Consider the following 16,487-nt stretch of genomic DNA (forward strand, 5'->3'; position numbering starts at 1 on the left):
TCCCCTTTGCCCGTGGACCGGGACTAGGCGTCGAGCACCTGTCCCTCACGCTTCACGACGGGCGGCAGGACCGACCACGGGAACTCGATCCAGTCGTCGGTGCGCTTCCAGGCGTACTCGCACTTGACGAGGGAGTGCGACTTCTCGTAGATGACCGCGGAGCGCACCTCGGCGACGTGGCCGAGGCAGAAGTCGTGGACCAGCTTCAGCGTCTTGCCGGTGTCGGCGACGTCGTCGGCGATCAGCACCTTCTTGTCGGTGAAGTCGATCGCCTCGGGCACGGGGGCCAGCATGACCGGCATCTCCAGCGTGGTCCCGACGCCCGTGTAGAACTCGACGTTCACCAGATGGATGTTCTTGCAGTCGAGCGCGTACGCCAGCCCGCCCGCCACGAACACCCCGCCCCGGGCGATGCTCAGGATGATGTCGGGCTCGTAGCCGTCCGCGGCGATGGTCTGCGCCAGCTCGCGGATGGCGTTCCCGAAGCCCTCGTAGGAGAGGTTCTCGCGTGCCACGTCACTCATGCCTCGTGCCTCACCTGGGTGCGGTGGAAGTTCTGGAAGGAGCGCGAGGCGGTCGGCCCGCGCTGCCCCTGGTACCGGGATCCGTAGCGCTCACTGCCGTACGGGAACTCCGCGGGCGAGCTGAGGCGGAACATGCACAGCTGCCCGATCTTCATGCCCGGCCAGAGCTTGATCGGCAGCGTGGCGAGGTTCGACAGCTCCAGGGTCACGTGACCCGAAAAGCCGGGGTCGATGAACCCGGCGGTCGAATGCGTCACCAGGCCGAGGCGGCCGAGGCTGGACTTCCCCTCCAGTCTGGAGGCGATGTCGTCGGGGAGCGAGATGACCTCGTACGTCGAGGCGAGGACGAACTCGCCGGGGTGCAGGATGAAGGCCTCGTCCCCCTCCGGCTCGACCATGCGGGTCAGGTCGGCCTGCTCGATGGCGGGGTCGATGTGGGCGTAGCGGTGGTTCTCGAACACCCGGAAGAACCGGTCGAGGCGCACGTCGATGCTGGAGGGTTGGATCATCGACTCCTCGAACGGGTCGATGCGTACCCGTCCGCTGTCGATCTCGGCCCGGATGTCTTTGTCAGAGAGAAGCACGTCCCGAGGATACGCAGGCGCACGGGCCACCCCCAATCGGGAGCGGCACCCCGCGCGCCTCCTGCCTCCGGCCCGTCCCCTGCTAGCGCTTCACGCCACCGACCGGCACGGCCTGCCGCAACCGCGCGCACCGCGGACACCGCAGCAGCCGTCCGGGCCCGATCCGGCCGGCACCGAGGTGCTGCAGCGGGAAGGAGGCGGTACTGAATACGTGCCCTTCGGCACAACGGACGACGGTGTGCTCCATCGAGTCCCTTTCCCCAACGAGCTGTACTGCGACGAATCGCCACATTAGGGGATGATCGCGACCCAGCTCCAGCCGCCGCTCCGAACCCCTACGGTACGCCCCAACTCCCGCACGCACACGCCTCGGTGCACCCCACACACGACAACGACCCCGCGGCGGACACACCGGGGGTCGATCATGAGGTAGAGTGTGCAACGGTAAGGATCCAGGCAGCTGGTCCACCATGCGGATGTAGTTTAATGGTAGAACATGAGCTTCCCAAGCTTATAGCGCGGGTTCGATTCCCGTCATCCGCTCTTGCAAGAAGGCCCAGGTCAGAGACCTGGGCCTTCTTTGTTGTCCAGGCCTTTCCGACCGCTCCGGTCACCGGGACGCCGGAGCGGAAGGTTGCCGGACTCGCAGCCGGTGGACGTTTTTCTCCGAAACACTGCCCTCGGTGGGAATCAATATCTGTCCCCGCGGTCACAGAGTTCAATGAACCCCGCAGGGAGGGTTTTTACCGCACCGCACGCAGGGGGAATGATTTACGCACACCAGCCGCTGCGGCGTGCTACTGTCGATCTCGGTTGCAGTTTTGGTACCCAAAAACTTCGGGCGTTCCCAGTCGGCCCCCGTGCCACATTCGAGCGCTTTACACTTCCGGATCATTTTCCCGGCGGGGCATCATCGCGGCGACACGGTATCCGTACAGTGCGGATGCCGGTGTACTGCCCCAAAGGAGATACGACATGGCATCCGGCACCGTGAAGTGGTTCAACGCAGCAAAGGGTTTCGGCTTCATCGAGCAGGACGGTGGCGGCGACGACGTTTTCGCCCACTTCTCGAACATCGCCGCCCAGGGGGGCTTCCGCGAGCTGCGGGAAGGCCAGAAGGTCAGCTTCGACATCGCGCAGGGCCAGAAGGGCCTGACGGCCGAGAACATCGTTCCCGCCTGACGCCGACGTCGCATTTCGTAGCTGGGGCCCGCATCCCTCGGGGTGCGGGCCCCAGCTGCACATATTCCCCCGCAGTGATGTCACCTGCGGGACGGAGCGTTCAGGGAACCCATGGAACCCATCCTCCTCCCCCGGAACTTCACCTCGTTCAGCTTTCTGGATTCCGTGTCCACGTGACGTCCCCGCCTCAACGCCTGCGACCGTAGAGAATCCCTGCAGTCCAGAGGCGCTTTCGCATTCCATCAGGCCCGTTCCTGCGATTCCCTGCGCCGCGTTTCCACTGCGGGAATCCCTTGATACGTGCCGCATCAAGGAAGGTTCTGAATGAACCGCACGCGTATGAACGACCGTTCCTCTCGCACCCGTAGCCGCACCGGCGGCCCTTCCTACGGCGCTGCCGCCGGTTCGGAGCGGGGCAGCCGCTTCGGCTCGTCCACCCCGAGTCGTTCCGGAAGTCCGAGCCGCTCCCGCGGAAACGGCCGCCGGTCCGCAGCGGTCCAGGGCGAATTCGCCCTGCCGAAGACGATCACTCCAGCTCTGCCCGCCGTCGAGGCCTTCGCCGATCTCGACATGCCGGCCGAGCTGTTGGCGGCCCTCGGCGCGCAGGGCGTCACCGTTCCCTTCCCCATCCAGGGCGCCACCCTGCCCAACAGCCTCGCCGGCCGTGACGTGCTCGGCCGCGGGCGCACCGGATCCGGCAAGACCCTCGCCTTCGGCCTTGCCCTGGTGGCCCGCACCGCCGGACTGCGTGCCGAGCCGCGCCGGCCACTCGCCCTGATCCTCGTACCGACGCGTGAGCTGGCGCAGCAGGTCAGCGACGCACTCACCCCGTACGCCCGCGCGCTGAAGCTGCGTCTGACCACGGTCGTCGGAGGCATGTCGATCGGCAGGCAGGCCGGAGCGCTGCGCGGAGGCGCGGAGGTCGTGGTGGCCACGCCCGGCCGGTTGAAGGACCTCATCGACCGTAATGAATGCCGGCTCGACCAGGTCGCGATCACCGTCCTCGACGAGGCCGACCAGATGGCCGACATGGGCTTCATGCCGCAGGTCACCGCGCTCCTGGACCAGGTGCGTCCCGAGGGGCAGCGGATGCTGTTCTCGGCCACCTTGGACCGCAACGTCGATCTGCTGGTGCGTCGCTACCTGACCGACCCGGTCGTGCACTCGGTGGATCCCTCGGCCGGCGCGGTGACCACGATGGAGCACCACGTACTGCACGTGCACGGCGCCGACAGGCAGCGGGTGACGACGGAGATCGCGGCGCGCGAGGGCCGGGTGATGATGTTCCTGGACACCAAACACGCCGTGGACCGGCTGACCCAGGACCTGCTGAACAGCGGTGTCCGGGCCGCCGCCCTGCACGGCGGGAAATCACAGCCCCAACGCACCCGGACCCTGGCCCAGTTCAAGACGGGTCACGTGACCGTGCTGGTCGCGACGAACGTGGCGGCACGCGGCATCCACGTCGACAACCTCGACCTCGTCGTGAACGTCGACCCGCCGACCGACCCCAAGGACTACCTCCACCGCGGCGGCCGCACCGCCCGCGCCGGAGAATCCGGCAGCGTCGTCACCCTCGTCACCCCGAATCAGCGCCGCGACATGACCCGTCTCATGCAGGCCGCCGGCATCACCCCCCAGACCACCCAGGTCAGCTCCGGCGATGAGGCCCTGAACCGGATCACCGGCGCCCAGGCCCCCTCCGGTGTCCCCGTCGTCATCACCGCACCCGTCGTCGAACGCGCCAAGCGCAGCGCGGCCTCCCGCGGCAGGCGCCGGCCCACTTCGACGGCCCGGCGCGTGAGCGTGCCGCGGTCCGTCTTCGATGCCGCGGCCTGAGAACCACGTGATCAGGAAACTGGCCCATCTCTGCAGGAGGCACGTTGTGACGCTGGTCCAGATGCAGCCCCGCCCGGCGAACGCCGGCCCTGTGCACCGGACGGTGGACGACGCGATGGAGGCTGCCGGCCCACAGGCCAGTGACGACATGACGGTCGAGGTGGCCCTGGCCGTCATGTCCGGCGCCCGCGCGGGTCATCTGCTCGTCTGCGACGAGGACGGCCTGTGCACCGGGCTCGTCACCCAGGCCCAGCTCGCCGCCGTCCGCGACAGCGCGGCGTACACGGACCGGATCCGTCTGCGCGACGTACTCGGCGACCGCGGACCGTTCACCTCGCCCGTGACCACGATGACCGAAGCCGAACACGCGATGCGCCACCGCAGGCTCGCTGCACCGCCCGTCGTCGACGAGCAGGGCAGAGCTCTGGGCGTCCTCGCGCTGGCTCGCTGAACCGCCTCACCCCCGCACGGCCCTGCCCTTCCTATTCCTGTGAGGCATCATGCGCTTCGTCATCGCCCGCTTCCCGTTCGACCTGACCAAGAGCGGTGTCCTGGAATCGATGAAGGGCGTGAAGCCCGAGCCGGTCACCGGCGAGTCCGTGATCATCGGCCGCCGTACCTACCCCGTCAAGCAGGTCGGCCAGGTCATCACCCGCCAGGACCGGCGCGACTTCAGCGCCGGCGAGGTCCTGCGGGCCATGACCCAGCTCGGCTTCACCTGCCGCGGCACTGCCGAGGCCGCCGTGCCCGGGCGCGTCCTCAGCCCGCTCCAGCGGGCTTCCGCGATGCTCGGCACCCCCTGACCGGCTGACCGGCGGGCCCGGGACGCCCCGGCACCCGCACGCACGCACAGGGAGGAGGGCCCGACCGGCACGCGCCGGTCGGGCCCTCACTCGTACGTCGTCGCCGGGGGCCGCTCCGCGTATCTGGGCCGACGACCAAGGTCTAGCTCTCTTCGGCAGAAACGAAAATCTACTGCCGCCAGAGTAGACATTGGGTGGTGGCGTGGTTATGGTTTCTCTCGTAGCCCAGAGAGACAGCAAGGCCTGGCAGAGACGAACTGCCGGGCAGCAGTAACCGCAGCCGCAGGACGGTGCGGTGGTGGAGTTCCGAAGCCAGGGTTCTTGCAGGACGGCGACGGGGCTGACGACCGCACCGGGTGGCCCGCAGTGATCAGGGGCCGCCGTGAGCATTACGCAGTACCTCGGTGAAGGCGTCAGCTGCGGGCGCGCGCACCGGGAAGTCCGGCAGTGGAGTTCCGGGCCAGAACAGACGCAGGACGGGCAACGGGGCCGGCTGCCGGAGAGTGGCGCTGTCGCAGGCCACCAGCAGTACGCAGTACCAGCAGTAAGCAGTTCGATCACCGAGGGAAGAACGGAGGAGCCGAGCGCCATCAGGATCGCCCGGGCAGAAGCCTTGAGCCCGGGTACCGCAGGACATCGACAGTGAGGTGGTCTCCGGTCAAGCCACCGCGATCCCCGCACTCCCGGCAGCATCTCGGTCGGATGGGCGGAAACACAGGGTCGGCGCAGTATCAGGGCCGACAGATGGTGTAGTAGTTCCTTCGGGGCCCTGGTGCCGTACGGCACCAGGGCCCCTCCGCGCGTTTCATGAGAGAGGTTCAATGACAGCAGACGACTCGTTCGGCCGTCTCGACGACGACGACTACCCCGCCTACACCATGGGGCGGGCCTCGGAAATACTCGGCACCACCCAGGGCTTCCTGCGCGCACTCGGCGAAGCCCGCCTCATCACCCCGCTCCGCTCCGCCGGCGGCCATCGCCGCTACTCCCGCTACCAGTTGCGCATCGCCGCCCGCGCCCGGGAGCTCGTGGACCAGGGCACCCCCATCGAGGCCGCCTGTCGCATCATCATCCTCGAGGACCAGCTCGAGGAGGCGCAGCGGATCAATGCCGAATACCGCCGCGCCGCCGAGGCGTCCGCGCCGCCGCCCTCGGCCTGAACCGAGTGTGCCCGTCGGAATCGGCGGGCCTCGGTCATCGAAGGTGTGACCGGGCGCCACGGCCGGACAGGCGAGAGGGCGCAGCGCGATCACCCTTTATTTCCAGGCGCTTGAAATGATTCATTTCTCGGACACGGTCGCACCCCCGGCATGTCGCCCCATTCACAGGGTTCTGTCGCCCCCGGCGCCACCTGCGAGGCCGCAGTGGGCGGCGACGATATTCGGCCATTCGGGCAGGCGTGCCGGAGGCGAGGACGCGGAGCAGCGAGGCCGAAGTGAGACACGGCGGGCCGCAGTGCCATCGGCGCCTGCACCCGACCAGCACCACCCGGCACTTCTCGTTACACAGGTCAAAACGATTTTTCGTTCTTGCGCGCCATATCGCCTGGTGAATATTTCACATTCAATCACCCAGACACGCCCCCACGGCTGAATCGGGCCACATATGCCGGCAGCATATAGTCCTATTTTCTTTGGCGCCCTTGTCGGCGGATCCCCCTGTGCGCATAGCTATTGGTACACCGCTTCCTCGTTCCGGGTTCCCGATGAGCCCCGGGCAGGCGGCAGTGAACCGGCCTCCGGCTCGCTGCCGGCAAGGGAGGCGATCGTGACACCTGCACGTGAGGAGAGGTCATGAAGAAGGCTTACGAAGCGCCGACGCTCGCCAAGCTCGGGACGTTCCGCAAGAAGACCGGGCTGCTGGGGAGCTCCGGCAACGACCGGCTGATCCTGAGCAAGAACTGACGACCGACGGTCCTGACCCGACGTCATGACTGAACTGCACGAGAGTGCGGGGACGGGCCTCGGCGACGCGCATTTCGCGGTCTTCACCGACCGTGCGGACGCGGCCGCCGTGGCCCGCTCCTTCTCCCGCCCCGGAACGCGCACGCTGCCGCACGCCTCGGGCCGGCCCTGGCTGGTGGGAGAGTGGCACGACGACGACATCGTCGCCGCGCGCGCCGGCCACGCGGCCCTTGCCGTCATCGGCTGCTGCCCCATCACCGCCGCAGAGCTCGAGCGCCATGCCGGGAGACTGCGCGATCTCACCGAAGCGGACGCCCTGGCCCGCTCGCTTCCCGGCAGCTTCCACCTGATCGCCGCGCTCGACGGGCGGCTCAGGGTGCAGGGCACCGCGTCCGGGCTCCGGCTGGTCTTCCACGCCCCCGTCGACGGAGTGCAGGTGGCCGCCAGCCGCGCCGACCTGCTCGCCGGCGCGATCGGCGCCGAACCGGACCGGGAGCAGCTGGCCGTCCGCCTGCTGTGGCCGGTCCCCCATCCGCTCGCCGAGGCACCCCTGTGGCGCGGCGTCACCGCCGTGCCCCCGCAGGACGCGCTGATCGTCGCGGCGGACGGCCGGACGGTACGCCGGTCGCGCTGGTGGACCCCGCCCGAGCCGGTACGGCCTCTCGCCGACAGCGCCCCCGTCGTCCGCGAAGCCCTGGCCGCGGCGGTCGACGCCCGTACGAGGCAGGGTGGCGTGGTCAGCTGCGATCTGTCCGGCGGGCTGGACTCCACCTCCATCTGCTTCCTGGCCGCGCGCTCCCCGGCCCGGGTGATCGCCAGCACCTGGCCGGGCCGCGACCCCGCCGACACCGACCTTCACTGGGCCCGGCAGGCCGTCCGGTCGCTGCCGGAGGTCGAGCACGTCGTCTGGGACGCCGACGCCTCTCCGCTGGTCTACGAGGACCTGCTCGGCATCGACGACCTGCTCGACGAGCCGACCATCGGCGTCATGGACCGCTCCCGTGTCCTGCACCACCTGCCCGCCATGACCGAGCGCGGCAGCAGGCTGCACCTGACCGGCATCGGCGGCGACCACGTGGCCTGGTGCTCCGAGGCGTACTACCACCGCCTGCTTCGCACCCGCCCGCTGTTCGCCCTCCGCACGCTGCGCGGCTTCCGTGCCCTGTGGCAGTGGCCCCTGGGCACCACGGCACGCGCGCTGGCCGACTCACGGCCGTACGGGACGTGGCTGGGCGACGCCGGCCACCGGCTACGGGACCCCCTGCCCGAAACCGTCCGCACCAGCCTCGGCTGGGGCATGCCCCCTCGCCTGTTCGACTGGGTCACCCCGGACGCCGAGCGGATGGCCGTACGGGCGCTGCGCGAGGCCGCCCCGAACGCCGTCCCGCTCCACCCGGACCGTGGCCTGCACGCCGACCTGGACCAGATCCGCTCCTGCGCGCGCATCATCCGCCAGTGGGACCGGATGGCCGCCCGCGCCGGCGTGCCGATGGCGTCGCCGTTCCTCGACGACCGCGTCATCGAGGCATGCCTTGCCGTCCGCCCGAGCGAGCGCGTCACGCCCTGGCAGTACAAACCCCTCCTGACCGCCGCCATGCACGGGATCGTCCCCGACGAGTGCCTGCGGCGCACCAACAAGGCCGCCGCCTCCATGGACGCCTTCAACGGGCTGCGTGAACACCGCGCCGACCTGCTGAAGCTCTGGGAGGACTCGCGGCTGGAACAGCTGGGTCTGGTCGACGGGGAGGCTCTGCGCCGGCTCGCCCAGCGGCCGGCCACGCCCGAACTGCGCGAGGCGATCCTCTACTCGACCATCGCCGCCGAAGTATGGCTGCGCGGCCTCGGCAGAGCCACGGAGGCCACGGCCCGCACCGGTCCCTAGAACCGGCCCTTGGAACCGGCCCCTGCACTCCACCACGGGAAAGGTACGCACACCATGGCATTGCGGTTCGGCGCCAACGTCTCCACGGCGGACACCGACTACGGCACTGTCCTTCTGGACGAACGCGCCGGGGAGTACTGGGAGTTGAACCCCAGCGGCACCCTGGTGATCAAAGCGCTGATGGCGGGCGGTGATGAAGAGGACGCGATTGCCGCGCTCACCGCGGAGTTCGAGATCGACCTTGCCCAGGCGAGCCGGGACGTCAAGGCCCTCGTACAGCAGCTGCGGGCTGCGGGGCTGGCCGAATGACGACCCCCAGTGCCCTGGAGAGGCCCGTCGGAGTCCCCTTCGCGCGGCGCGTGGGCGCCCGGCTGGTCCTGCTCCCCGCCATCGTCCTCTCGCTCCTGCCGCCCCGGCGGATCCGTGCCGTGCTCGACATCGCACGCCGCGGCGCCGTGCCGGCCACCGCCGCGCAGGCCGAGAACGCCCGGGGTGCCATGTGCGCGGTCAGCCTGCGGTGCGCCGGCCCCCAGGGCTGCCTGCCCCGTTCCCTGGGGGCCGCGCTGCTGTGCCGTCTGTCGGGGACATGGCCGACCTGGTGCACGGGAGTCCGCGTGGTGCCGCCGTTCACCGCGCATGCCTGGATCGAGGTGGACGGCCGGCCCGTCGGCGAGGGCGTACCCGACGACTACTTCACCCGGCTCATCTCGGTCGCCCCCAGGAGCCGACCGGGCCGATGACCGACAGCGCCGTGGATCAGACGCAGGCGAGGGCGGGAAGCGACCGCTCCACCCGGGCCGCGGTCGCCGCCATGTACCGGCTGACCGCCGGACACCGGGCGTCCATCGGCGTCGCCACCGTGCTCACCCTGGTGGGCTCCGCTCTGGGCCTGGCCCAGCCGCTCGTCGCCAAGCAGGCTGTCGACGCGAGTGGCCGCGGGCAGGTGCTGTGGCCCCTCCTGCTGGCCCTCGCCGTACTGTTCGTCATCGAAGCGGCGACGGGCGCGGTGGGACGCTTCGTTCTGGAACGCATGGGCGAGGGCGTCGTACGTCAGCTGCGCCACGGCCTGGTCGCGCGGCTGCTCCGGCTGGAGATGAGGGAGTACGGGCGGCACCGCAGCGGTGACCTGATCTCCCGGGTCACCGCCGACACCACCCTGCTGAGGGAAGTGGTCTCCCAGGCACTGGTCGACCTCGTGACGGGAGCCATCGTCGCCGCGGGGGCGATCGCGCTGATGGTGTGGATCGACCCGCTGCTGCTCCTCCTGGTGGCCCTGACCGTGGCCCTCGCGGCGGTGATCGTCGCCTCCCTGCTCAAAGGCATCCGGAGCGCCTCCGAGCGCATGCAGGACTCGGTCGGTGCGATCGCCGCCGACCTGGAACGCGCGCTCGGCGCCCTGCCGATGGTCCGCGTCCACCGCGCCGAGGACCGCGAAGCGGCCCGCATCGGGCAACGCGTCGAAACGGCGTACAGCGCCGGCGTACGGACCGCGAAACTCGCCTCCGTCATGAGCCCGGCCGTCGAACTCGCCGTCCAGGGCTCGTTCCTCATCGTCCTCGTCATCGGCGGCCTGCGGGTGAGCGGACACGCCAACTCGCTCGGCGACCTGGTCGCGTTCTTGCTCTACGCCTCGTACCTGGTCCTGCCGCTCTCCTCGGTCTTCCGCGCGGTCGGCCTGATCCAGCGCGGCATGGGCGCCTACCAGCGCATCGACCACGCCCTCCATCTGCCGGTGGAGCCCGCAGAGCCGGACCTCGCACCGTCCCTCGAACAGCGGCAGGTGGAAACGGCCGCCGGCGCAGCCACCCGGAGCCGGCCACGCCCGCCGACCGCCGCCGTGAGGGAGCCCGGCCGCGTGAACAAGGAGGAGGGACAGGCGCCGGCGCTCGCCCTGCATGACGTCTGCTTCGGCTACGAAGCGGACCAGCCGGTGCTGCGCGGCATCTCCTTCACCGTCCCGCGCCGCAGTCAGACGGCCCTGGTCGGCCGGTCGGGCGCCGGCAAGAGCACGATCTTCGCCCTGGTCGCCAGGTTCTACGAACCCGATTCCGGAAGTCTGCTCTTCGACGACCTGCCCGCCACGGAACTGAGCCGCACCGCCTGCCGCGAGCGCATCGCCGTCGTCGACCAGGACACCCACGTCGTCCACGGGACCCTGCGGGACAACATCACCTATGCCGCGCCCCACGCCACCGACGCCGAGGTACGGCGCGTCGTCGAGCTCGCCCAACTGGACGCAGTCGCCCGGCGGCTGCCCGGCGGCCTGAGGGGAATGCTCGGCCCACGCGGCGGCACCCTCTCCGCCGGCGAACGCCAAAGGGTCGCCCTGGCCCGCGCCCTGCTCGCCCGACCGGCGCTCCTGCTGCTCGACGAACCCACCTCCCATCTCGACAGCATCAACGAAACCGCCCTTACCACCGTCATGAAGGACGCGGCACGGGAATGCGCCCTCCTGGTGATCGCACACCGCCTCTCCACGGTCCAACACGCGGACCAGATCATCGTCCTGGACAACGGCCGCACCACCGCGCGCGGACGTCACGAGGAATTGCTCACCAGTAGCCCCGCCTACCGGAAGCTCGCTGCCGGACAGATGCTCCATCCCGGGAAGGGCCCTGACGACCGTGCCCCAACGTGCCGGTAGGGGCGGCGAACAGCGGTCGACAGGACCTTGCCGAGGCGGCCGGTACGAGGCGGCTCCGGCCCTCCCCTCCTCGCCGGAAGGCCCGGGCCGGCCGGTCAGGAGAGCTTCGCGGCCAGAACCTCGACGGGCAGGATCTCGGGAGCCTCGGCGAGCAGCTTGGGGGCGTTCTCCATGAGCGCCGCCGCGATCCGGCCCTGGAGGTGGGCGGTGCGGTCCTCATCCGTGCCGAAGGTGTCGAAGATGCCGAAGGTGGTGGGGCCCAGGCGCAGCGCGAACCAGAGGGTCGTGCCGGCCTCCTCCCTGGCCAGGGCGAGGGCGCCGGTGAGCAGTTCCTCGATCTCGCGGACGTGGTCCGGCTTGGCCTCGATGCGGGCGAGCAGTCCGACGCGGGTGGTCTCGGGGACAACGGTGGTGGCCATGAAGCGCTCCTCGATAGGTGGTTGATGCGGCGCGGCCCTGTGGGGTGTCGCGCCGTCGTGCGATGTGATCACCGTATGAGCGGGCGGGGGGCCGCGGTCAGTGGCGGATCCGCCTGATGCTTTACCGTTTCCGACATGAGGATTTCCGTACTGGTCTTGGACGAACTCTTCGACTCCGGGCTGGCCACCGTCCTCGACGTCCTGCAGATGGCCAATGAGCTGCGGGAGGAACTGCCCCACCCCCCGCCGCGCTGGGAGCTCAGCCGCGTCGGCGGGCGGGGGGCCGTCCGTACGGCTTCCGGGCATGTCGTCGAGGCCCGGGCCACCGAGGACGTACCGCGGCCCGATCTCCTCGTCGTGCCCGGCGCCGGCCCCAAGCAGTCCTCGCCCCTGCTGGACTGGGTGGCCGCCCCGGAACGCGCACCCGAACGCGAGGCGCTCCGGCGGGCCCGGTCCGAGGGCGTTCCCCTGGCCGCGGCCTGCACGAGTACGTTCCTCCTCGCCGAGGCGGGGGTACTGGACGGGCTCGCCGCGACCACCAGCTGGTGGCTGGCCCCGGCCTTCCGGCAGGCGTACCCACAGGTCGAGCTGGACGAGGGGCACATGCTGGTCCATGCCGAGGGAGTGACCACGGCCGGAGCCGCCATGGCACACCTCGATCTCGCCCTCTCCGTGGTACGGCAGGCCAGCCCGGCCCTCGCGGACCTCACGGCCCGCTACCTGGTGGTCGACCACCGTCCCACCCAGGCCGGTTACGCCATCACGAGTCACCTCGCGCGCACCGATCCCACCGTCAGCGCCTTCGAGCGCTGGGTGCGCGCGCACATCGACCAGCCGTTGCGACTGGCCGACGCGGCGCGAGCGGTCGGGGCGAGCGAGCGGACCCTCCAGCGGGCCGTGGACAAGGTCCTGGGCGTCTCACCCCTGCGGTTCGCCCAGAGCATCCGGCTCGAACAGGCCACCCACCTGCTGCGCACCACGGACCTCCCCACCGAGACCGTCGCCCACCGCGTCGGTTACGAGAACGCCTCCACCCTCACCACCCTGCTGCGCCGGCGCCTGGGCACCACCCCCGGCCGGCTCCGGGGCGGAACCGACCGGGCCCTCAGGTGAAGAGGAACGCCGCCGTGGTGGCGGCGCCCAGGCCGGCGCCGGCCAGGGTCTGGGCGGGCGTGTGGTAGGTCAGGGCGACCCGGGACCAGCAGACGGCGGCCGTGAGCACGTAGGCCAGCAGCCACCACGGCGAGTGAACCGCGGCCAGCAGGGCCACCACCGCCGAGGCCACGGCGGCGTCCACCGAGATCTTCCAGACGGTGTTCACGGCGAGCAGCCCGATGGTCATCACCCACAGGCCGAGCATCGCGACCAGGATGTCCGTGGGTGCCCCACCGAGGAGCATGACCACGGAACCGGTGCCGATGGAGCCGAGGATGACGAAGAAGATGGGCGCGCGCTGGGTGCGGTCGACGACGTGGCGGTCTCCCCAGGTGCCCCGCTTGCGTTCCCATTCGATGTAGCCGGCCGGGACCAGTCCGGCGCACAGGGCGCCGAGCAGGCCCCACGGCAGGCCGGTCCAGTCGCCGGCCGCGGCCAGGCCGATGCCGAGCATGCCCACGAGCAGGACGTTGCGGGGCTGCAGGACGTCGGTGACGGCGCGGGCCACCTTGGCCGTGCGTGTGGGTGCGGGTGCGGGTGCGGTGTCGGTCATGCGGTGGGCTCCAGTGAGGACCTCAGGACGGCTCGGGTCCGCTGTTCCGGGATGGACTTGTAGGCGGCGGCCACCTGGACCAGCCAGGCGACCTCGCCGTCCTGGTCGGTGGCGTGCTTGGTCTCGAAGGCCGCGGCCTTCCCCGCGGGCGCGCCCTCGGCCTTGGCCACCAGGGCCGCCTTGATCCAGTGGGCGTCCGCGAGCGAACCGGTCCTCGCGGGGTCGGCGCCCTCGGCCGTGGCGGCCTCCTTGGCGGCGGTCAGCAGGCTGTCGGGTACGTAGTGGCGCAGCTTCTCGACCGCGTCGGCGATGTCGGCCGCCCAGCGGTCGACGCGCAGGTCCGCGGGGGTGTCGAAGCGCGTCATCTCCCGTACGAGGGAGGCCGGCGGGGCGAAGGGCTGGTCGGGGAAGGCGGTCATCAGCTCGCGCCACAGCGGGTGCAGGTTCGCCTGCGCCCGCCACAGCCGGGCCCGCCGCCAGCCCTTGCTGAAGGCGGGGATGGAGGCGCCGAGCGCGAAGAAGGCGAAAAGGACCACTTGGGCGGCCTCGGTGGCCTCGTCGAAGGTCAGCGCGAAGGCGTCACTGGGCCGGTCGACCACGCTGATCCACAGGAACAGGGTCCGGCTGAGGGTGTAGCCGACGCCGATGAACATCGCGAAGGTCATCATGCCGAGGCCCACCCGGAGGTGGAGCAGCCGCGCGTCGGCCGTGGCCAGGGCCCACTGGTAGGCGCAGACGGCGGACGCCGCGCCCAGGTAGAGGTAGAAGACGCTCATGTAGAGCGTGGCGCCCCACTCCCCGGCGTGTTCGGCCACGAACCGGTCCGCGGGGACCGAGCGGTCCACGACCGTGAAGAAGAGCCCGGTCAGGAGGACGAGGGTGACCACGGAGGCCTTGGCAGCCACCTGCTGGACGATGCGGGCGAAGCGGACGTGGCGGGGTATCGCCCCGCCCTCCGGAAAGTGGCCGTAGATGGCGACGATGTAACTGAGGATCGCCAGGATGGCGATGGTGGACGTGTAGTGCTTGATCAGCACCGCGAGGTCCACGACGGGGCTGTTGTTGAGGACGGTGCGGACCACCTGGGTCTTGGTCCACAGGGCGACGGCGAAGCCCGCGTAGCAGCCCCACAGGGCGCGGCGGCGCTTGTCCTCCTCGTCGCCCCAGAGTGCGGCCGGCATGCGCCACAGGGCGACGGCAGTCATCAGACCGGCGACGAGGTAGCCGGCGAGGTCGAGCGCGGTCACGTGAGTTCCTCGGGGTGCTCTGCGTACGGGTGTGGGGGGATCGGTGGTGCTACGAGCGGCGGAAAAAGCCGCGACGGCGGTGGGCGACGGGCCGGGAGAGGGAGTTGGCGAGCCGTCCGACCATGTCGTCGCTCGTCACGTCCCTGGCCATGCGCGGGATGAGGGAGGCGCCGAACTCCGCCACCCGCTCGTCGTGCGTGTCGTACTGGGCACGGGCCTGGACGGTGTCGGAGGAGAGCACCCGGTTGATCAGCGAGGTGTCGAACACCGGGAGCAACGCCCGCAGCTGGCCCGCGTCCAGGCTGGTGCCGTGGTCGAACCACTCGTGGCACAGCTCGTGCAGGATGACGTGCTGGGTCTGGTACGCGGTGGGGCGGCGCCGATAGAGGACGTAGCTGGTGGTGCCGGACTTCAGCCGCAGGCCGCAGGCCGCGTTGACGCGCGCCAGCCGTTCGGGCAGTTCCTGGAGGACGATGGTCCGGCCGCGGGCCGCCTCCATGTTCGCCACCAGGCCTTCGATCGTGAAGGGCGCCGGTATCGGAAGGTCAGCCAGGCCGGCTTCGCACTCTTTGCGCAGTTCACGCAGGGACATTGAGGCCTCTTGGTCGTCGTCACGCGTGTGTGACATGCGGTCGGCGAGTCTAGCCAACGCCGTTCGACGACAGGGAGGTGCGTGCGCGCCGGCCACCCCGAGGTCACGCGTCCTGCGCGCCCTCGGGCCGCTGCTCGGCCTTGGTGTCGGCGAGCAGGGAGAGCGCGAACTCCAGGAGTTCCGGGGGCAGTCCGTCGTCGCCGACACCCCGGCCCGCCACGCCGCTGATCTCCCCGGTGCGCCGCTTGGCGAGGAACCGGAGTCCGGCGACCACGTCGCCGACGACCTCGGACTCCTCCTTGAAGAAACGCCAGTCGACACCGAAGCCGAGCCCGAGGGCCTTGAGGATCTCTTCGGAGGGCTGGGTGACCTTCCCGGCCAGGATGTTGGAGAAGTAGCTGTGGGAGAGGGAGCCGCCCCGCTCCTTGACCAGCTCGGCGAAGGTCCGCCCGGACACCTTCTGCCCCGGGAAGGTCTTCTCCAGCATGTACTCGACCTTCTGCCGCAACGACTGCAGCTCGGGCGCGTGTTCTTCGCCGATGTCCATCCGCGTTACCTACGTTCGCATCGTGCACCGGCGCAAGTACCGGGCTTGCGTAAACACTCTACGTCACTGTTAACTGCAAAAAACACGGTCAGGGGACCACAGGGGAGTCCCCTGCCCGTGTTCCCTCCCGCGCTCCGATGCCGCCGGGCGTCGGCCAACAGGTGCAGCCCTTCGCGACGGGGGATGCGCGAAGGGCTGTACCGCTCAGTATGCCAGCCGGTCAGGGACCGCTGCACAGTGCACCCATGACGCCACGCCCCGCTCGCGGCGGCGGAGCCCCGCCCGGTGGTTTCACCCGGGTGCCGCGGGTTCGGGGCCGACGTGGTGCAGAGCGCCACCGCGCGTGTCAGCGTGTGGCGGGGGGGATCCGTACCCACCCCTCACGAGGAGTCGCCATCATGGGCGGAAAGCAGGACAAGCGTCAGCAGCCGGGCAGGAGCCGCGAGGCGCAGGGGCATCAGCGCCCCGGGGACCCCGCGCGGCCGCATCCCGGCCGGCAGTCCCGCGAGCAGGGTCAGGAGGAGCAGGGCCGGACGGAGCCCTCGCGCCGCCGTGAGGACGATCTGCTGCGCGAAGAGGACCTGCACGGCGAGTCGTTCTGACCGTCCGCAC

At 70.2% G+C, this 16,487-nt stretch carries 19 protein-coding genes and 1 tRNA gene; 13 read left to right on the forward strand and 7 right to left on the reverse strand.

Annotated elements, in window-relative coordinates; translation table 11 throughout:
• Window positions 1-23: 23 nt before the first annotated feature.
• Window positions 24-524: a phosphoribosyltransferase gene (locus tag ACZ6Y1_RS08480; protein WP_469624984.1), complete on the reverse strand. Its 501-nt coding sequence runs from the start codon at window positions 522-524 to the stop codon at window positions 24-26.
• A complete protein-coding gene (dcd, locus tag ACZ6Y1_RS08485) occupies window positions 521-1,108 on the reverse strand; it encodes a dCTP deaminase (RefSeq protein ID WP_469624985.1) in 588 nt (195 codons plus the stop codon). The genes ACZ6Y1_RS08480 and dcd overlap by 4 nt, the downstream gene beginning before the upstream one ends.
• 472 nt (window positions 1,109-1,580) lie before the next feature.
• Between dcd and ACZ6Y1_RS08490 the strand changes: the two genes are divergently transcribed.
• The 11 genes from ACZ6Y1_RS08490 to ACZ6Y1_RS08540 all read left to right on the forward strand — a co-directional run bounded on the left by ACZ6Y1_RS08490 (window position 1,581) and on the right by ACZ6Y1_RS08540 (window position 11,362).
• Window positions 1,581-1,651, forward strand: a tRNA-Gly gene (locus ACZ6Y1_RS08490).
• 432 nt (window positions 1,652-2,083) lie between these two features.
• Complete coding sequence (locus tag ACZ6Y1_RS08495; protein ID WP_469624986.1) at window positions 2,084-2,290, forward strand: cold-shock protein; 207 nt, start codon at window positions 2,084-2,086, stop codon at window positions 2,288-2,290.
• A gap of 324 nt (window positions 2,291-2,614) precedes the next feature.
• On the forward strand, window positions 2,615-4,129 hold the full coding sequence (locus ACZ6Y1_RS08500; protein ID WP_469624987.1) for a DEAD/DEAH box helicase: 1,515 nt from the start codon (window positions 2,615-2,617) through the stop codon (window positions 4,127-4,129).
• 46 nt (window positions 4,130-4,175) lie between these two features.
• Window positions 4,176-4,580 carry a CBS domain-containing protein gene (locus ACZ6Y1_RS08505; RefSeq protein ID WP_469624989.1) on the forward strand — a complete coding sequence of 135 codons (405 nt, stop codon included), beginning with the start codon at window positions 4,176-4,178 and terminating at the stop codon, window positions 4,578-4,580.
• A gap of 49 nt (window positions 4,581-4,629) precedes the next feature.
• A complete protein-coding gene (locus ACZ6Y1_RS08510) occupies window positions 4,630-4,932 on the forward strand; it encodes an SCO5918 family protein (protein WP_469624991.1) in 303 nt (100 codons plus the stop codon).
• 821 nt (window positions 4,933-5,753) lie between these two features.
• Window positions 5,754-6,092: a MerR family transcriptional regulator gene (locus tag ACZ6Y1_RS08515; protein WP_469624993.1), complete on the forward strand. Its 339-nt coding sequence runs from the start codon at window positions 5,754-5,756 to the stop codon at window positions 6,090-6,092.
• 633 nt (window positions 6,093-6,725) lie between these two features.
• Window positions 6,726-6,836, forward strand: coding sequence for a keywimysin-related RiPP (locus ACZ6Y1_RS08520; protein ID WP_469624995.1), 111 nt, complete (start codon window positions 6,726-6,728; stop codon window positions 6,834-6,836).
• A gap of 25 nt (window positions 6,837-6,861) precedes the next feature.
• Window positions 6,862-8,718: a lasso peptide isopeptide bond-forming cyclase gene (locus ACZ6Y1_RS08525; RefSeq protein ID WP_469624997.1), complete on the forward strand. Its 1,857-nt coding sequence runs from the start codon at window positions 6,862-6,864 to the stop codon at window positions 8,716-8,718.
• A gap of 54 nt (window positions 8,719-8,772) precedes the next feature.
• Entirely contained in the window at window positions 8,773-9,027 is a 255-nt protein-coding gene (locus tag ACZ6Y1_RS08530; protein WP_469624999.1) for a lasso peptide biosynthesis PqqD family chaperone, read from the forward strand.
• A complete protein-coding gene (locus ACZ6Y1_RS08535; RefSeq protein ID WP_469625001.1) occupies window positions 9,024-9,458 on the forward strand; it encodes a lasso peptide biosynthesis B2 protein in 435 nt (144 codons plus the stop codon). Before ACZ6Y1_RS08530 ends, ACZ6Y1_RS08535 begins: the two co-directional genes overlap by 4 nt.
• Window positions 9,455-11,362 carry an ABC transporter ATP-binding protein gene (locus tag ACZ6Y1_RS08540; protein WP_469625003.1) on the forward strand — a complete coding sequence of 636 codons (1,908 nt, stop codon included), beginning with the start codon at window positions 9,455-9,457 and terminating at the stop codon, window positions 11,360-11,362. Before ACZ6Y1_RS08535 ends, ACZ6Y1_RS08540 begins: the two co-directional genes overlap by 4 nt.
• A gap of 95 nt (window positions 11,363-11,457) precedes the next feature.
• Here ACZ6Y1_RS08540 and ACZ6Y1_RS08545 read toward each other — a convergent pair whose 3' ends face one another.
• Complete coding sequence (locus tag ACZ6Y1_RS08545; RefSeq protein ID WP_469625006.1) at window positions 11,458-11,781, reverse strand: putative quinol monooxygenase; 324 nt, start codon at window positions 11,779-11,781, stop codon at window positions 11,458-11,460.
• 135 nt (window positions 11,782-11,916) lie between these two features.
• Here ACZ6Y1_RS08545 and ACZ6Y1_RS08550 point away from each other — a divergent pair, with 135 nt between their 5' ends.
• Entirely contained in the window at window positions 11,917-12,894 is a 978-nt protein-coding gene (locus ACZ6Y1_RS08550; protein ID WP_469625009.1) for a GlxA family transcriptional regulator, read from the forward strand.
• On the opposite strand, the gene ACZ6Y1_RS08555 is transcribed toward ACZ6Y1_RS08550, so the two are convergent.
• The 4 genes from ACZ6Y1_RS08555 to ACZ6Y1_RS08570 form a co-directional block, all read right to left on the reverse strand.
• Window positions 12,887-13,489: a hypothetical protein gene (locus ACZ6Y1_RS08555; RefSeq protein ID WP_469625011.1), complete on the reverse strand. Its 603-nt coding sequence runs from the start codon at window positions 13,487-13,489 to the stop codon at window positions 12,887-12,889. The genes ACZ6Y1_RS08550 and ACZ6Y1_RS08555 overlap by 8 nt on opposite strands.
• The gene (locus ACZ6Y1_RS08560; protein ID WP_469625014.1) at window positions 13,486-14,736 is read right to left on the reverse strand and encodes an MAB_1171c family putative transporter; all 1,251 of its coding nucleotides are present in this window, start codon (window positions 14,734-14,736) and stop codon (window positions 13,486-13,488) included. The genes ACZ6Y1_RS08555 and ACZ6Y1_RS08560 overlap by 4 nt, the downstream gene beginning before the upstream one ends.
• A 49-nt stretch (window positions 14,737-14,785) precedes the next feature.
• Window positions 14,786-15,328 (reverse strand): toxin, encoded by a 543-nt coding sequence (locus ACZ6Y1_RS08565; protein ID WP_469625713.1) that lies wholly within the window; start codon window positions 15,326-15,328, stop codon window positions 14,786-14,788.
• Window positions 15,329-15,431: 103 nt separating this feature from the next.
• A complete protein-coding gene (locus tag ACZ6Y1_RS08570) occupies window positions 15,432-15,875 on the reverse strand; it encodes a hypothetical protein (protein ID WP_469625017.1) in 444 nt (147 codons plus the stop codon).
• A 398-nt stretch (window positions 15,876-16,273) separates the two neighbouring features.
• On the opposite strand from ACZ6Y1_RS08570, the gene ACZ6Y1_RS08575 reads away from it, so the two are divergent.
• The gene (locus tag ACZ6Y1_RS08575; RefSeq protein WP_469625019.1) at window positions 16,274-16,477 is read left to right on the forward strand and encodes a hypothetical protein; all 204 of its coding nucleotides are present in this window, start codon (window positions 16,274-16,276) and stop codon (window positions 16,475-16,477) included.
• Window positions 16,478-16,487 lie beyond the last annotated feature (10 nt).

Source organism: Streptomyces sp. NPDC053432 (assembly GCF_055585365.1).

What these genes read in the sequence shown, in the direction of transcription:
- ACZ6Y1_RS08535 (WP_469625001.1), top strand. Translation starts at nt 9,024, where the DNA reads ATGACGACCCCCAGTGCCCTGGAGAGGCCCGTCGGAGTCCCCTTCGCG.
- ACZ6Y1_RS08525 (WP_469624997.1), top strand. Translation starts at nt 6,862, where the DNA reads ATGACTGAACTGCACGAGAGTGCGGGGACGGGCCTCGGCGACGCGCAT.
- ACZ6Y1_RS08570 (WP_469625017.1), bottom strand. Translation starts at nt 15,875, where the DNA reads ATGGACATCGGCGAAGAACACGCGCCCGAGCTGCAGTCGTTGCGGCAG.
- ACZ6Y1_RS08575 (WP_469625019.1), top strand. Translation starts at nt 16,274, where the DNA reads ATGGGCGGAAAGCAGGACAAGCGTCAGCAGCCGGGCAGGAGCCGCGAG.
- ACZ6Y1_RS08540 (WP_469625003.1), top strand. Translation starts at nt 9,455, where the DNA reads ATGACCGACAGCGCCGTGGATCAGACGCAGGCGAGGGCGGGAAGCGAC.
- ACZ6Y1_RS08495 (WP_469624986.1), top strand. Translation starts at nt 2,084, where the DNA reads ATGGCATCCGGCACCGTGAAGTGGTTCAACGCAGCAAAGGGTTTCGGC.
- ACZ6Y1_RS08500 (WP_469624987.1), top strand. Translation starts at nt 2,615, where the DNA reads ATGAACCGCACGCGTATGAACGACCGTTCCTCTCGCACCCGTAGCCGC.
- ACZ6Y1_RS08545 (WP_469625006.1), bottom strand. Translation starts at nt 11,781, where the DNA reads ATGGCCACCACCGTTGTCCCCGAGACCACCCGCGTCGGACTGCTCGCC.
- ACZ6Y1_RS08530 (WP_469624999.1), top strand. Translation starts at nt 8,773, where the DNA reads ATGGCATTGCGGTTCGGCGCCAACGTCTCCACGGCGGACACCGACTAC.
- ACZ6Y1_RS08555 (WP_469625011.1), bottom strand. Translation starts at nt 13,489, where the DNA reads ATGACCGACACCGCACCCGCACCCGCACCCACACGCACGGCCAAGGTG.
- ACZ6Y1_RS08520 (WP_469624995.1), top strand. Translation starts at nt 6,726, where the DNA reads ATGAAGAAGGCTTACGAAGCGCCGACGCTCGCCAAGCTCGGGACGTTC.
- ACZ6Y1_RS08565 (WP_469625713.1), bottom strand. Translation starts at nt 15,328, where the DNA reads ATGTCCCTGCGTGAACTGCGCAAAGAGTGCGAAGCCGGCCTGGCTGAC.
- ACZ6Y1_RS08480 (WP_469624984.1), bottom strand. Translation starts at nt 524, where the DNA reads ATGAGTGACGTGGCACGCGAGAACCTCTCCTACGAGGGCTTCGGGAAC.
- ACZ6Y1_RS08510 (WP_469624991.1), top strand. Translation starts at nt 4,630, where the DNA reads ATGCGCTTCGTCATCGCCCGCTTCCCGTTCGACCTGACCAAGAGCGGT.
- ACZ6Y1_RS08550 (WP_469625009.1), top strand. Translation starts at nt 11,917, where the DNA reads ATGAGGATTTCCGTACTGGTCTTGGACGAACTCTTCGACTCCGGGCTG.
- ACZ6Y1_RS08515 (WP_469624993.1), top strand. Translation starts at nt 5,754, where the DNA reads ATGACAGCAGACGACTCGTTCGGCCGTCTCGACGACGACGACTACCCC.